Source organism: Luteimicrobium subarcticum (assembly GCF_002798015.1).
Classification (GTDB): domain Bacteria; phylum Actinomycetota; class Actinomycetes; order Actinomycetales; family Cellulomonadaceae; genus Luteimicrobium; species Luteimicrobium subarcticum.
Map to the genome: position 1 here is coordinate 44,973 of NZ_PGTZ01000014.1, position 15,877 is coordinate 60,849.

A 15,877-nucleotide genomic window follows, 5' to 3' on the forward strand; every position below is an offset into this window, starting at 1 on the left:
TCGGTCCCGTCGCTGGCACACTGGGACGCGTGCACCCTGGTCAGCAGCACGTCGCCACACCGCCGCTCGGAGTCCACGTCACGCCGGACGGGATCACCGTCGCCGTCGCGGCGCCGCGTGCCGACGCGGTCGACCTCTGCCTCCTCGACGACGACGGCACGGGCGGCCTGACGGAGCGGCGGGTCGAGCTTCGCGGGCCGAGCTTCGGCGTCTGGTGGGCCCGTGTGCCGGGCGTCCGGCCGGGGCAGCGGTACGGGTTCCGGGTGCACGGGTCGTGGAACCCCGCCCGAGGGCTGCTGCACAACCCGGCCAAGCTGCTCGTCGACCCGTACGCGCGCGGGCTCGCGGGCACCTTCGACCACGCTCCCCAGGCGTACGGGTACGTGGCGCAGGGCGTCCCCGGCAGCGTCTCGGGCGACGCCGCGGGCGCGGCCGACCCGCGGGACTCGGCGCCGCACGTGCCGCACTCGGTCGTCGTGGACGTCGCGGCGGTCCGCGAGCGCACCCCTGACCCGGCCGCGAACCGGCCCGCGGTGGCATGGTCCGACACGGTGCTCTACGAGGCGCACGTGCGCGGCCTGACGATGCTGCACCCGGGCGTCCCGGACGAGCTGCGCGGGACGTACCGCGGGCTCGCGCACCCCGCCGTCGTCGAGCACCTCGTGCGTCTCGGCGTCACGACGGTCGAGCTGCTGCCCGTGCACGCCGCGGTCGACGAGCCGCACCTCGTCGCGAAGGGCCTCACGAACTACTGGGGCTACAACACCCTCGGGTACTTCGTGCCGGACGCGCGGCTCGCGACGGCGGCGGCGCGCGACGCCGGTCCGGGCGCGGTGCTCGCCGAGGTCCGCGAGGCGGTGCACGCGCTGCACGAGGCCGGCATCGAGGTCGTCCTCGACGTCGTCTACAACCACACGTGCGAGGCCGGGGCGGACGGTCCGACGCTGTCGTGGCGCGGGCTCGACAACGTCGGCTACTACCTGCACGACGGCGGCTCCCCCGCGCGCCTGTTCGACACCACCGGGTGCGGCAACACGCTGGACTTCCGGCGGCCCCGCGTCGTGCAGCTCGCGCTCGACTCGCTCCGGTACTGGGCGGACGTCGTGGGCGTCGACGGGTTCCGGTTCGACCTCGCCGTGACCCTCGGGCGCTCCTGGGACGGCTTCGACCCGCACCACCCGTTCCTCGTCACCCTCCAGGCGGACCCGTCGCTCGCCAACCTGAAGATGATCGCCGAGCCGTGGGACCTCGGCCCGGGCGGCTGGCAGACGGGCGGGTTCCCCGCGCCGTTCGCGGAGTGGAACGACCGGTTCCGCGGCGCGGTGCGGCAGTTCTGGCTGTCCGACGTCGCCGGGCTGCAGGCGGGACACCTGCCGCACGAGGGCGTGGGCGACATGGCCACGCGGCTCGCGGGGAGCGCCGACCTGTTCGGGCACAGCGACCCGCCGCTGCTGCGCGGGCCGGTGGCGTCGATCAACTTCGTCACCGCGCACGACGGCTTCACGCTGCGCGACCTGGTGACGTACGACGACAAGCACAACGAGGCCAACGGCGAGCACGGCCGCGACGGCACGAGCGACAACCGGTCGTGGAACCACGGGCTGGAGGGCGACGGGCTGGTCGGGCTCGCCGACACGGTCCGGCGCGAGCAGCTGCGCCGCCGGTCGATGCGCAACCTGCTCGCGACCACCGTCCTCGCGGCGGGCACGCCCATGATCACGGCGGGCGACGAGTTCGGGCGCTCCCAGGGCGGCAACAACAACGCGTACTGCCAGGACAACCCCGTGTCGTGGGTGTCGTGGGACCTCGCGCCCTGGCAGCGCGACCTGCTCGAGCACACGCGCACCCTGCTGGCGCTGCGTCGCGACAACCCGGCGTTGCGGGTCGACGCGTTCTACCGCGGCCGGCCGCTGCCGGGGGACGAGCCGACCCAGCCCGACCTGTCGTGGTTCGACGCCGCGGGCGAGCCGCTCACCCGCGACGACTGGCAGGACCCGTCGCTGCGCACCCTCCAGATGCTGCGGCGCACGCCCGTCGAGGGCTCGGAGCACGTGCTCGTCGCGTTCAACGGCACGCTGCACCCGGTCGAGCTCCGGCTCGCCGGCGAGGGCAACACCGACCGCTCGTTCCGCCGCGTCTGGACGTCGCTGGGTGACGCCATGCCGGCGTCGCAGCGCGTCGAGCGCGAGCCCGGCGACTTCGTCGTGCTGGATGCGCTGTCGTTCGTCGTGTACCTGGCGGCGCCGCGCGGATGAGCAGGCGATGAGTCGCCGGGGCGACGGCGGTCCACCCTCTGTTCCCGTCCGCGCTCACCACCCGAGGTCGTCATGAAGCTGCTGCTCACGTCCGGCGGTGTCACCAACCCGAGCATCCGTGCGGCGCTCGACGACCTGCTCGGCAAACCGATCGCCGACTGCCGCGCGCTGGTGGTGCCGACCGCGCAGTGGGGGCACCCGATGTGTGGGCCGGAATCGGTGCGGGACCTCGTCGCCGCCACCCCCGACTTCGGGTCCTTCACCGGCCTGGGCTGGGGGTCGCTCGGTGTCCTCGAGCTCACGGCGTTGCCCAGCATCGGCGCCGACCGATGGGTCCCGTGGGTCCGCGAGGCCGACGTGCTGCTCGTCGACGGCGGCGACGCGACGTTCCTGGCCCACTGGATGCGGGAGTCCGGGCTGGCCGACCTGCTCGGCTCGTTGCCCGACGCGGTCTGGGTGGGCGTCAGCGCCGGCAGCATGGTCATGACGCCACGAGTCGGCGAGCACTTCGTCGAGTGGGCTGCCGCGCCGGACGACCGCGGGCTGGGCGTCGTCGACTTCTCGATCTTCCCGCACCTGGACGCCTTCCCGACCAACACGGTCGAGCACGCCGAGCGCTGGGCAGCCGACATCGGCGGGCAGGCCTACGCGATCGACGAGCAGACGGCGATCCGCGTCGTCGACGGACGGGTCGACGTGGTGTCCGAAGGACGCTGGCTCGCGTTCTGACCGGCGCCTGTCGACACACCCGCGACCCCGCACGTTCGGCAGGTAGCATCCGCGACCATGAGCGACAACGCCGCGCCCACGCCCCTCGACACCGACGTCGTCGTCATCGGCGCGGGCCTCTCCGGCCTCGTCGCGGCGACCGAGCTCACCGCTGCGGGACGCCATGTCGTCCTGCTGGACCAGGAGCCGGAGGCGAGCCTCGGCGGTCAGGCCTGGTGGTCGTTCGGCGGGCTGTTCCTCGTGGGGACGCCCGAGCAGAAGCGGCTGGGCGTGCGCGACAGCGCCGACCTGGCGTTCCAGGACTGGCTCGGCTCCGCGCAGTTCCAGCCCGGCGCCGAGCGCGGCGAGGGCCCGGACCGGCACGGTTACGCCTGGGCGCGCGCGTTCGTCGACTTCGCCGCGGGCGACATGCGGTCGTGGCTGCACGACAAGGGGGTGCGCTGGTTCCCCCTCGTGCAGTGGACCGAGCGCGGCGGGTACCTCGCCGACGGGCATGGGAACTCCGTGCCCCGCTTCCACATCACGTGGGGCACCGGGCCGGGCGTCGTCGCACCGTTCGTCGCGGCGGCCCGTGCCGCGCAGGCCGCCGGCCTGCTGGACCTGCGGTTCCGACACCGGGTGACCGACCTCGTCGTGACCGACGGCGCGGTGACCGGCGTGCGCGCCGAGGTCCTCGCACCCGACGCGGCGGAGCGCGGGGCGCCGTCGTCACGGGACGTCGTCGGCGACGTCGAGATCCGGGCGTCCGCCGTGGTCGTCGCGTCCGGCGGGATCGGCGCGAACCACGACACCGTGCGCTCGCGCTGGTCGCCCGAGGCGGGCACCCTGCCGGCGCGCATGCTGTCAGGCGTCCCCGACTCGACCGACGGCCTCCTGCTCGACGTCGCCCGCGGCGCGGGGGCGGACCTCGTCCACGAGGACCGCATGTGGCACTACCCCGAGGGCATCCCCAATCACTCCCCCGTGTGGACGGACCACGGCATCCGCATCCTGCCCGGCCCGACGTCGCTGTGGCTCGACGCCGACGGGAACCGCTTCCCCCAGCCGCTCTACCCCGGGTTCGACGCCCTCGGCGCGCTGCAGCACGTCACACGCCGCGGCGACGACCACTCCTGGTTCGTCCTCAACCGCCGGATCATGGAGACCGAGTTCGCCCTCTCGGGTTCCGAGCAGAACCCCGACCTCACGGGCAAGGACGTCAAGCTCCTGTCCAAGCGGGTGCTGCCTGGCGCCGTCGGCCCGGTCGCGGCGTTCGCCGAGAAGTCCCCCGAGTTCGTGTTCGCGAAGACCCCGGCCGAGCTCGCCGCCGGGATGAACGCCCTGACGGGCGACGACCGCATCGACCCCGCCCGCCTCGCGCACACCGTCGCCCTGCGCGACGCACAGGTGCGCAGCGGCCTCGGCAAGGACCACCAGGTCGTCGCGACCGCCATGGCCCGCCGGTTCAAGGTCGACCGGCTGATCCGCGTCGCGCCCCCGCGCCCGCTCACCGAGCCCAAGGACGGGCCGATGCTCGCCGTCCGCCTGTCCGTGCTGACCCGCAAGACGCTCGGCGGCCTGCACACCGACGCCGAGGGCCGCGTCCTGCAGGCCGACGGGTCCGTGCTCGACGGGCTGTGGGCCGTCGGCGAGGCCGCCGGGTTCGGCGGCGGTGGCGTCCACGGGCACCGCGCCCTCGAGGGGACGTTCCTCGGCGGCTGCCTGTTCACCGGGCGGACGGTCGGGCGGGCGCTCTCCCGCTGACCTCGGACCGGTCAGTCGTCGACAGGTCCCGCGTCCTCGTCCGACCTGGCACTCCCCATCTCGCGCACCGATCTCACCCCGTGCGCGCCGAGCCGTCCGCGGCGACCACCACCCGCGCCGCGCCGGACCCGACGATGCTCCATGCCCCGTTGCCGTCCGGCCCGTCGGGTGCGTCGGGCGTCGCGAAGCGCGCGTACGCGAGCACCTGATAGGTGCCCGCCGGCAGATGCGTCGCCCCCTCCGGGTCGCAGTGGTCGGTCGTGTCCCACCGCGCCGTCAGATGCAGGACGTCGCCGGACCGCATGGTGCGGTACCCCAGCCCGCGCTCCTCCGGACCGACGCCGACGATCACGCCGTCCCGCACCCAGGCGACAGCCATCCGGGTCGGGGCGGCGACCCGCACCGGCTGGGCTGGCTCGATCAGCAGGAGCTGGTAGGTGTACCGCGTACCACTCGAGCCCACGTCCACCCGTGCCGGCTGCAGGGAGACCTGCATGCGGTCCGCGATCCGTGCCTCGAAGTCGTCCACGCTCTCGCCGCACGCGAGCTCGGAACCCGTCAGCCATGGCGGCTGGTAGCCGAACGGCTGGTCCGACAGCACCCTCAGGGGCACCGGATCCGACACGACCCAGTGGTTGCCGTCCGGCGACGAACCGACGGCGACCACGTCGTAGAGCTCGTCGTCGGCACTCCAGCCGTCGTCCTCGCACGGGTCGAACGTCCTCTCGTGCGGCACGTCGCCCGCCGCGCCGTCAAGGTCGCGCGCGGCGCTCTCGTCCCCCGTCTGCACCCCGTGCGCGACGATGACTCCGTCCCGCGTCACGACGACGGTCACGGACATGGCGGCGCCTCCCAGCAGGCGGTGCTGCTCGGACGTCAGCCCGTCCTCGAGCGCGTAGGTGCCGCGCCACGTCCCTGTCGAGCGGATCGTCGACACGGAGCTGCGCACCGTGAGGCCCTCGTCGCTCCCCAGGGCGGGGTCTGCGGCCGGACGGTCGCCGCACCGCGTGGGTGCGGGGCGGCGGCTGGCCTCCGTGGCCCGGACACCCGCGCCGGGGTGCGCAGCGCCACGGCCCGGCACCACGAACGACGCGGCTGCCACGACCGTCACGAGACCCACCACGGACGCGACGACGAGCGTGGCCCGCCGCCGGGTGCGTCGGCGCCCCAGACGCACCCTCTCGGCGGCCGCGCGTGCCAGCCCGGTCGTGATGCCCGTCGTTCCGGCCGGGGCGACGGCGTCGAGCACGCTCCGGGTCGTGGTGCCCGCGGCCTCCAGACCCGTGTCACCCGCCCGCCAGGACTCCTGCACGTCGTCGGCCGACACGCCCAACGAGCGCGCCACGTCGTCGGAGCCCCACCCGTCGGCCCGCAGAGCGAGCGCCGCGCGCACGCCGGGAGACAGGTCGTGCCAGGCGGTGCCGCCGCCGTCCGCGCCGACCGGGACGGGGAGGTCCTGCGCCGCCACCACGGCTCGGAGCACCGGGGCGATGACGAGCTCGTCGACGTCGTCGGTCAGCACCGCGACCTGCTCGCCGCCCCGCGCCGCGACCGTGAGCGGCGACCCGTGCCGGAACACCTGCGCGAGGGCCACGACGAGGGCCTCGCGCCCGCCCTCGGCGGAGCCCGCGACGACGGCCGCGAACCGGGCGAGCCCGTCGCCCCGCTCCTCGACGACCTCCTGGAGGTCGTCCTCCCACTGCGACACGCGCGACCCCCTGGTGTACGCCGGGCGGCCGCCGACCGGCGTCGCCCGGGGCACAGAGTGCCACGCCCCACCCGGTCCACGCGAGCACCGACCCGCGGAGGGCCGCCCGACGGCCGTTCAGGCGCCCGCCGACCCGGCGCCCGGGATAGGTTCGGTACGTGACCAGCGAACGACGCCCTGCTGACAGCGCGACCGCCCGCGGCCGCACCGCTCCGCCGCGCCGGCCGAACCCGCCCCGGCCGCGCCAGGCTCCCGCCGAGGCCCCCATGGAGCAGGCCGCGCCCGTCCCGGAGCCCGACGCCCCGTCCGTGCCCGCGGTCCGACGGGCGCCGCGCCGGGTGGCCGCGGCCACCGAGCCCGGGCCCGCGGTGCAGAGCACGTCCGCCGCTCCCCCCACCCCGGCTGCCAGCGCACCCGCGAGCGCCCCCGCACCGACCACCCCGGCACCGACCAGCCCGGCCGTCCGCGCGACCGCCCCCGTCGAGGACGCCGAGCGGGCGACGTCGTCGTCGCACACGACCGGTCCCGGGTTCCCCGCCACCACCACCTGGACGGGCGCCCCGGGGATCGGTCGCATCCCCGTCGTGGACGTCGCGCCGACGATCGCGGAGGGGCGCTGGCCCGCGAAGGCCGCGGTCGGCGAGCTCGTCCCCGTCGACGCGACCGTCTTCCGCGAGGGCCACGACGCGGTGTCCGCGACCGCGGTGCTCGTCGCGCCCGACGGCACGGACCGGTTCCGGTCCACGATGACCGACATCGAGCCGGGGCTCGACCACTTCCGCGGCTACGTGTCGCCCGACGAGCCGGGCACGTGGGGCCTGCGCGTCGAGGGCTGGTCGGACCCGTACGCGACGTGGCGCCACGACGCCGAGATCAAGATCGGCGCCGGGATCGACGTCCAGCTGATGCTCGACGAGGGCAGCCGCGTCCTGGACCGGGCGGTCGAGGTGCCGGGCCACGCGCCCGCGGACGAAGAGGTGCTGCGCGCCGCGGCCGCAGCGCTCGGCAACAGGGCCCTGCCGCCGCAGGTGCGGCTCGCCGCGGCGACGTCGGACGAGGTCGCCGCGGCGCTGACCCGCAACCCGCTGCGCGACCTCGTGTCGCCGTCGCCGACGTACCCGCTCGTGGTGGACCGTCAGCTCGCGCTCGCGGGCTCCTGGTACGAGCTGTTCCCCCGCTCGGAGGGCGCGCGCCGGGCCGCCGACGGCACGTGGGCGTCGGGCACGTTCGCGACGGCCGCGGAGCGCCTGCCGGCGGTCGCGGCGATGGGGTTCGACGTCGTGTACCTCACGCCGATCCACCCGATCGGCACGACGTTCCGCAAGGGCCGCAACAACTCGCTGACGCCCGTCGAGGGCGACCCGGGGTCGCCGTACGCGATCGGCGCCCCCGAGGGCGGGCACGACGCCGTCCACCCCGACCTGGGCACGATGGACGACTTCCGGGCGCTGGTCGCCCGCGCGCGCGAGCTGGACCTCGAGGTCGCGCTCGACCTCGCGCTCCAGTGCTCGCCCGACCACCCGTGGGTGCACGAGCACCCGGAGTGGTTCACGCAGCGGGCCGACGGGTCGATCGCGTACGCGGAGAACCCGCCGAAGAAGTACCAGGACATCTACCCGCTGAACTTCGACAACGACCCCGAGGGCATCTACGCCGAGGTCCTGCGGGTGGTGAACGTGTGGATCGACGCGGGCGTCACGGCGTTCCGGGTCGACAACCCGCACACCAAGCCGCTGCCCTTCTGGGAGCGTCTGCTCGGCGAGGTGCGGCGCACGCACCCCGAGGTGCTGTTCCTGTCAGAGGCGTTCACCAAGCCGGCGATGATGCGGACGCTCGCGGCGGTCGGGTTCCACCAGTCGTACACGTACTTCACGTGGCGGAACACGCGCGACGAGATCGCCGAGTACCTCGAGGAGGTCTCGGGGCCGCTCGGCTCGGTCATGCGTCCGTCGTTCTGGCCGACGACGCACGACATCCTCCCCCCGTACCTGCAGCACGGCGGGGCCGCGGGCTTCGCGGTCCGGGCGGTGCTCGCCGCGACCGGCTCCCCCACCTGGGGCGTGTACTCCGGCTACGAGCTCGTCGAGAACGTGCCGCGTCCCGGCGTCGAGGAGCAGATCGACAACGAGAAGTACGAGTACCGGCCGCGCGACTGGTCGCGCGGCGACGACCTCGGCATCTCGCTGCTGCTCGGGCGGCTCAACGAGATCCGCCGCGACCACCCGGCGCTGCGCCAGCTGCGCAACCTCACCGTGCACCCGACGACGAACGACCAGGTGCTCGCCTTCTCGCGCCGCGTCCCGCCGACGTCGGAGACGGGGGCGTCCACAGGCACGAAGGCGGACGCCGTGGGCGACACGGTCCTCGTGATCATCAACCTCGACCCGCACTCCGTGCAGGAGTCGACGGTCGAGCTCGACGCGGCGGCCCTCGGCCTGCACCCCGAGCAGATCGTGGACGATCCCTGGGACCCGGTGATCGAAGCCCACGACGAGCTCTCGGGCTCGACCTACCGCTGGGGCCGTCACGTGTACGTGCGGCTCGAGCCCGACGTCCGCGTGGCCCACGTGGTGCATGTGAGGAACGCATGAGCGCGCAGTCGACGGGACCGCACGGCACGAGCGCGGCCCACGGGCCCAGCAGTCCGCCGACCGCCCCGATCCCCACGTGGGCGCTGCCGCCGCGCCCGCAGCCGACGACGCCCGGCCTGGAGCGCCGGGGCCTGTCCGACGACCCCGAGTGGTACAAGTCCGCGGTGTTCTACGAGGTGCTCGCCCGCGCGTTCTCCGACTCGGACGGCGATGGCACAGGCGACCTGCGCGGACTCATCGAGCGGCTCGACTACCTCGAGTGGCTCGGCATCGACTGCCTGTGGCTGCCCCCGTTCTTCCCGTCGCCCCTGCGCGACGGCGGGTACGACGTGTCCGACTACACGGCGATCGCGTCGCAGTACGGCACCATGGCGGACTTCCTGGAGCTCGTCGAGGCGGCCCACGAGCGCGGCATCCGCGTCGTCATCGACATGGTCATGAACCACACGTCCGACGCCCACCCGTGGTTCCAGGCGTCGCGCAACGACCCCGACGGGCCGTACGGCGACTTCTACGTCTGGAGCGACGACAACACCGCGTACCAGGACGCGCGGATCATCTTCACCGACACGGAGACGTCGAACTGGACGTTCGACCCGGTCCGCAAGCAGTACTTCTGGCACCGGTTCTTCTCGCACCAGCCGGACCTCAACTTCGAGAACCCGCACGTCGCGGACGCGATCCTCGACGTCGCGCGGTACTGGCTGCAGGTCGGCGTGGACGGGTTCCGTCTCGACGCGGTGCCGTACCTCTTCGCGGAGGAAGGCACGAACTGCGAGAACCTGCCGCGCACGCACGAGTACCTGCGCCGCCTGCGCCGGATGGTCGACACCGAGTTCCCGGGCCGCATCATGCTGGCCGAGGCGAACCAGTGGCCGAACGAGGTGGTGGAGTACTTCGGGGAGCCCGACGAGCCCGAGTGCCACATGTGCTTCCACTTCCCGGTCATGCCGCGCATCTTCTACTCGATCAAGGACCAGCGCGCGACGCAGCTCATCGACATCCTCGCCGACACCCCGGAGATCCCGGTGCCGGGCGGCCAGTGGTCCACGTTCCTGCGCAACCACGACGAGCTGACCCTCGAGATGGTCTCGACGGAAGAACGCGCGGCCATGTACGGCTGGTACGCCCGCGACCCGCGCATGCGCGCCAACATCGGGATCCGGCGCCGCCTCGCGCCCCTGCTCGACAACTCCCGCAAGGAGATCGAGCTCGCGCACTCGCTCCTGCTCTCGCTGCCGGGCAGCCCCTGCCTGTACTACGGCGACGAGATCGGCATGGGCGACAACATCTGGCTGCCCGACCGCGACGCGGTGCGCACCCCCATGCAGTGGACGCCCGACCGCAACGCCGGGTTCTCCACCGCCGACCCCGGCAAGGTGTACCTGCCGCTGGTGCAGTCCCTCGTGCACCACTACTCGCACACGAACGTCGAGGCGCAGCTCGCGCAGCCGACGTCCCTGCTGCACTGGGTGCACGGCATGCTGCGCGTCCGCAAGCAGCACCCCGCGTTCGGCAAGGGGACGTTCGTCCAGGTGCCGGCGGACCACGAGTCCGTCTTCGCGTACCTGCGCACGACGCCGGACGAGACCCTGCTCTGCGTGGTGAACCTGTCCGCGACCGCGACCGCCGCGACCCTGGACGTCTCGGGGCACGCGGGGGCGCACCTCGCCGACGTGTTCGGAGGCGCGACCTTCCCCCAGGTCGCGGCGGACGGCACCGTCGGCGTCACGCTCGGCGCCCGCGACTTCTACTGGCTCTCGCTCACGCCGGCCCCCGACGCCGCGCCGTCGGCCGACCGCACCGACGGGAGCCGCCGGTGACAGGGGCGGTGACAGGCGCCGCCGACGTGCCCGCCACGCTGGACGACCTCCTCGCGACCTGGATGCCGACGAGGCGCTGGTACCCGGCGAAGGGTTCGGGCGCAATCCCCGTCCCGGTCGCCGTGCTGCCGCTCGGCGGGCCCGAGGACCGTCGGGCGGACGACCTACCGGTGGGCCGGGCGGACGCTGGGGTCGTCGTGGAGGCGCACCTGCTGCGCCTGACCGACCCGGGCAGCGCGGACGACGAGGTCTCGGGTCCGCTGCTGCACGTGCCGCTCGTGCTCGTCCCGGCAGACCGCGCCGAGCCGGTCGAACCGCCCGACCCCACGGCCCTCGGGACGATCGAGCGGGACGGTCGGAGCTACGTCGTGCACGACGGGCCGGCGCACGCCGCGTACCTCGCTCACGTCGTCGGGGCGGCGACATGGGTCGGCGACCCGGTGCGCGGCGCCGGGGACCTCGCGGACGCGCGCGTCATCGCCGGGGAGCAGTCCAACACCTCGGTGATCCTGCCGCGGCTCGCGGGCGGCGCAATCCTCAAGGTGCTGCGGACCGTCGCGCCCGGACCCAACCCCGACCTCGACGTGCCGCGGGCGCTCGCCGCGACGGGGTGGGACGGCGTCCCCGCGCCGCTCGCCTGGACGTCGATGCCCGCTGCGCCCGGCGCGGGACCCGACGACGAGGTCGTCCTGACGATCTGCTCCGCGCTCGTGCCCGGCGCCGACGACGGCTTCGAGCGGGCGTGCCGCGCCGCGCGCGACGGCGTGCCGTTCACCGCGGACGCGGCCGCCCTGGGCGAGCTCGTGGGCACCCTGCGTGACCGGCTGCGCAGCGCGTTCGGCGACGCCGGTCCGGTCGACGCGTCGTGGCTCGTCGCCGACCTGCGCGCTCGTGCCGCCCGCGCGGTGGCCGACGCCGCGCCGCGGCTCGACGACCGGGTGCCCGGGATCGCCCGGCTGCACGACGCCCTGGCCACCGATCTCGCCACGGCCGCACACCGCACCACGGCCGACGATCTGCCGGTCCTGCAGCGCGTCCACGGCGACCTGCACCTCGGCCAGGTCCTGCACGGCGACGACGGGTGGCGCGTCCTCGACTTCGAGGGCGAGCCGATGCGTCCCGTCGCGCAGCGCACCCGACCCGACCTCGCCCTGCGGGACGCAGCGGGCATGCTGCGCTCGTTCGACTACGCGGCGGCGGTCGGCGGCACGCGCGACCCCGGGTGGGCGCAGGACGCCCGGACCGCGTTCCTCGACGCGTACCGCGCGGTCGGTACGGACGCCGACGGCGGAGCACCCGCCGCGGCCGAGCGCCAGACTCCTGCCCTGGACGACCACCTCCTGGCCGCGCTCGAGCTCGACAAGGCGCTCTACGAGGTCGTGTACGAGGTCCGCAACCGTCCGGCGTGGGTCGAGATCCCGCTCGCGGGCGTCGACCGGCTGCTCCGCGCGACCTGAGCACCCCGTCGCGCGGAACCCGGGCTCAGCGGGTCGGTGCCGGTCCGGTCGACCCGCGCTCGACGAGGACGTGCGGCGGGGCGGTCCGGTCCTCGACGGGCCCGCCGTGCAGCAGCTCGCGCGCGACCGCGCCGACCCGCACCCCGATCTCGTGCACGTCGACGCTGAGCACCGTCAGGGGCGGGGTGGTCAGCCGGCACAGCACGGAGTCGTCCCACGCGACGATCGACAGGTCGTCCGGGATGCGCAGCCCGAGCGCGGTCGCGACCTCGACGCCGGCCGCGGCCATGACGTCGTTGTCGTAGACGATCGCCGTGGGCCGTGGCGACGCGGCGAGCAGCTCGCGGGTCGCGCGGGCGCCCTCCTCCGCCGTGTAGTCGGCCAGGGCGGTCACGGTGGTCGCGCCCGCGGCGGCGCAGCGCTCCGACAGCTCGGCCGTGCGGGCGCGCGTGTGGAGCAGCTCCGCCGGCCCGGCGACGCGCCCGACGCACCGGTGCCCGAGGGCGAGCAGCCGGTCCGCGGCGACGCGCGCCGCTGCCGAGTCGTCGGCGGACACGTGCGGCGCCGTCGTGCTCGCGGACGCCGGCAGGAGTACGACCGCGGGCAGGCCGAGCGCGTCGAGGAGGGCGGGTCGCGGGTCGTCCGGGGCGAGGTTGACGAGCACGACGGCCGCGACCGACCGGTCGTGCGCCCAGCGGCGGTACGTGGCGTGCTCCTGGTCGTGGTCGGGGACGCACTGCAGCACCACGGACCGGCCGTCCTGGGCGAGCTCGTCCTCGATGCCGTACGTCAGCTCGACGTGGAAGGGCTCGAGCCCGAAGGGCATGTGCGCCCGCACGAGCACGAGACCGACCGGGCGAGTGTCCACGGCGACCAGGATAGGCGGGCCCGGCGCCCGTCAGGCCTGTTCGGGGAGGCGCGTCGCGACGACCGCGTTCGCGGTCCGCAGGACGCGGGGGTCGACCAGGCGTGCCGCGTCGGCGGTCGTGAGGCCGCCGCCCCGCACCCGGAAGGTGTGGGTCCACCCGGCGGCGAGGTCCACGACGCCGCTGTCCACGGTCGCCTCGGGAGCGACGCGGTCGACGAGCAGGGTCACGCCGCGCGCGAGCGACGTGGCCGCCACCAGCACGTCCACGCCGTCGTCGGCCGCACGCACGCCGGCGACGAGCGGGCTCGGGTCGAGCTCGACGTCCACGTCCTCGGCGAACAGGTGGACGGTCCGGACGTCGTCGAGCACGGCGGTGAGCACCTCGTCGGCGGGGACGGCCACGGCGGCGACGGTCTCGGGCACCGGGACGATCGCGACGGAGCGCGGCGCGACCGACACGGACACGTCGCGGGCGGCGAGCTCGTGGCCCGCGAGGGTCGTCCGCGCCACCGCGAGCGCCCCCTCCCAGGGCTGCGCCGTGTCGTTGACGACCGCCACGACCAGGGCGCCGTCCCGCGCGTGCACCGACACGGCCCGGTCGGCGTAGGCGCGGGCGAGCGCGTGCCACAGGGGCTTGGGGCGGCCGTCGCCGTCGACCGCGGCCCACGACGTGACGGGCCAGCAGTCGTTGAGCTGCCAGACGATCGCGCCGGCGGTGCGCGGCCACCACGACCGGTAGTGCTCGACCGCGTACGTCACCGCGCGGGCCTGGTTGAGCTGCGCCGCCCAGGCCCAGGTGTCGAAGTCGTCGGGCACGCCGAGGTGCGGAGCCATGCCTCGGTCGAGCTTGCCGTCGCCGTCCTCGGCCTTCTGGTGCAGGCGCCACACCGGGTCGGACGTGGACCAGGTCCCGTCCGCGGGCTGCACGGCCCGCTCGAGGGTGGCCCATGTCGGGGGCGCCTGGAAGCCGAACTCCGAGCAGAACCGCGGGACGTCGTCCCGGTAGCGGTGGTAGTCGACCCGGTTCCACACCTCCCACTCGTGGTGGGTGCCGTGGTCGGGGTCGTTGGGGTGGCGCTCCCCGGGCGCGGCGCCCGGCGAGTACGGGCTGCCGGCCGAGTAGGGCCGGGACGGGTCGAGCTCGGCCACCACGGACGGGAACAGCTCGGTGTAGTACCCGTAGCCCCACGTCGCGCCGTCGAGCTCGTCCTGCCAGCCCCAGTCCATGAAGCCCCAGAGGTTCTCGTTGCCGCCGTTCCACAGCACCAGCGATGCGTGCGGCATGAGCCGGACGACGTTCTCGCGCGCCTCGGCCTCCATCTCGGAGCGGTGCGGCTCCTCCTCCGGGTAGGCCGCGCACGCCAGCAGGAAGTCCTGCCAGACCAGGACGCCACGCTCGTCGCACACGTCGTAGAAGTCGTCGGACTCGTAGATCCCGCCGCCCCACACGCGCAGCAGGTTCATGTGCGCCCCGAGCGCCTGGTCGACACGGGCGGCGAGCCGCTCGCGCGTGATGCGCGTCAACAGGTGGTCGTCGGGGATCCAGTTGGCCCCCCGGACGAACACGGGCTCGCCGTTGACGAGGATCGTGAACCGGGTGCCGTGCTCGTCGGCGCCGGTGTCGAGCGTGACCGTGCGCAGCCCGACGCGGCGCGACCAGCGGTCGAGCACCGTGTCGTGGGCGGCCTCGGCCGTCGCGACCTCGACGGTCAGGTCGTGCAGCACAGGGTCGCCGTGGCCGACCGGCCACCACAGCTGCGGGTCGTCGACGTCGAGGACGAGCGTCGCGGTGGTGGCGTGCGGGGCGACCACGACGTGGCCGGCGACGTCGTCGGCCGTGCCGTCGGTGTCGTCCGGGCCTGCGGCGCCGCGCAGCGCCGCGCGGACGGTCAGCGGGGTGTCGTCCGCGGTCCCGAGCCCGGAGCGCTCGACGTCCACGTGGACGGTCACCGTGGCGCTCGCGTGGTCGTCGGCGACGGCGACGACGGGTCGGACCTGCGCGATCCGCGCGATCCGCCAGCGCTCGACCCGCACCGGCTTCCACAGGCCTGCGGTCTCGAGGTCGGGCCCCCAGTCCCAGCCGAACGAGCAGGCCATCTTGCGGACCATGTTGATCGGGCGCGGGTACGCGGCCGGGCGCGCGCCGATGCGGGCCGCCTCGGCCTCGCCGACCTCGACGGCCGGCTCGATGTCGACGACGAGCACGCGCTCGGTGCCGTCCGCAAGGTCGCGCACGTCGTAGCGGTACGACCGGTGCATGTTGGCCGTGCGGCCGAGCTCGCGGTCGCCGAGCCGGACCGTGGCGCACGTGTCGACGCCCTCGAGCAGCAGGTCGACGCGTTCGTCCTCGGCGGCGGGGTCGAGGGTGAGCGGCGTGCTCCACGACCAGGCGGTGTGCCGCATCCACGCGAGGTCGTCCTCCGCGGTGCCGACATAGGGGTCGACGATCAGGCCGGCGTCGAGCAGGGCGGTGTGCGAGGTGCCGGGGACGACGGCCGGGACGTCCGCGTCGACCAGCTCGCCGACCAGCGAGGTCGGGACGGGACCGCGGGTGGCGCGTACCGTCCAGGACGTGAGGTCCGTGCGGACCAGACCGTTGATCATCGTCGACCAGCTCTCGTTCCGGGGGCGTGCAGGAGTGCGTCCGGAGGGACGCGTGGGTGGGGGCCGTGGCGGCCGTCGCCGAGAAGACGATACTTTGAT

General features: G+C 74.5%; 9 protein-coding genes. 6 read left to right on the top strand and 3 right to left on the bottom strand.

The features are described from left to right. Nucleotides 1-29 precede the first annotated feature (29 nt). The 3 genes from glgX to CLV34_RS15885 all read left to right on the top strand — a co-directional run bounded on the left by glgX (nt 30) and on the right by CLV34_RS15885 (nt 4,727). Nucleotides 30-2,255 carry a glycogen debranching protein GlgX gene (gene glgX, locus CLV34_RS15875; protein WP_245859303.1) on the top strand — a complete coding sequence of 742 codons (2,226 nt, stop codon included), beginning with the start codon at nt 30-32 and terminating at the stop codon, nt 2,253-2,255. Between the two features lie 72 nt (nt 2,256-2,327). Then, a complete protein-coding gene (locus CLV34_RS15880; RefSeq protein WP_100351291.1) occupies nt 2,328-2,984 on the top strand; it encodes a Type 1 glutamine amidotransferase-like domain-containing protein in 657 nt (218 codons plus the stop codon). 57 nt (nt 2,985-3,041) lie between these two features. Continuing rightward, nucleotides 3,042-4,727, top strand: a complete 1,686-nt coding sequence (locus CLV34_RS15885; protein WP_100351292.1) for an FAD-binding dehydrogenase — start codon at nt 3,042-3,044, stop codon at nt 4,725-4,727. Between the two features lie 73 nt (nt 4,728-4,800). On the opposite strand, the gene CLV34_RS15890 is transcribed toward CLV34_RS15885, so the two are convergent. Then, nucleotides 4,801-6,435 carry a hypothetical protein gene (locus CLV34_RS15890; protein ID WP_157803888.1) on the bottom strand — a complete coding sequence of 545 codons (1,635 nt, stop codon included), beginning with the start codon at nt 6,433-6,435 and terminating at the stop codon, nt 4,801-4,803. 266 nt (nt 6,436-6,701) lie between these two features. Here CLV34_RS15890 and CLV34_RS15895 point away from each other — a divergent pair, with 266 nt between their 5' ends. Genes CLV34_RS15895 through CLV34_RS15905 form a run of 3 tightly spaced genes read left to right on the top strand, consistent with a single transcriptional unit; the run spans nt 6,702 to nt 12,306 of the window. Continuing rightward, the gene (locus CLV34_RS15895; protein WP_100351294.1) at nt 6,702-9,026 is read left to right on the top strand and encodes an alpha-1,4-glucan--maltose-1-phosphate maltosyltransferase; all 2,325 of its coding nucleotides are present in this window, start codon (nt 6,702-6,704) and stop codon (nt 9,024-9,026) included. After that, on the top strand, nt 9,023-10,849 hold the full coding sequence (gene treS, locus CLV34_RS15900; protein WP_100351295.1) for a maltose alpha-D-glucosyltransferase: 1,827 nt from the start codon (nt 9,023-9,025) through the stop codon (nt 10,847-10,849). The genes CLV34_RS15895 and treS overlap by 4 nt, the downstream gene beginning before the upstream one ends. Before the next feature lie 26 nt (nt 10,850-10,875). After that, complete coding sequence (locus CLV34_RS15905) at nt 10,876-12,306, top strand: aminoglycoside phosphotransferase (protein WP_245859305.1); 1,431 nt, start codon at nt 10,876-10,878, stop codon at nt 12,304-12,306. Nucleotides 12,307-12,331: 25 nt separating this feature from the next. On the opposite strand, the gene CLV34_RS15910 is transcribed toward CLV34_RS15905, so the two are convergent. Next, nucleotides 12,332-13,174 carry a LacI family DNA-binding transcriptional regulator gene (locus CLV34_RS15910; RefSeq protein ID WP_245859306.1) on the bottom strand — a complete coding sequence of 281 codons (843 nt, stop codon included), beginning with the start codon at nt 13,172-13,174 and terminating at the stop codon, nt 12,332-12,334. Nucleotides 13,175-13,204: 30 nt separating this feature from the next. After that, nucleotides 13,205-15,778 carry a glycoside hydrolase family 2 protein gene (locus CLV34_RS15915; protein ID WP_100351297.1) on the bottom strand — a complete coding sequence of 858 codons (2,574 nt, stop codon included), beginning with the start codon at nt 15,776-15,778 and terminating at the stop codon, nt 13,205-13,207. Between the last annotated feature and the right edge of the window lie 99 nt (nt 15,779-15,877).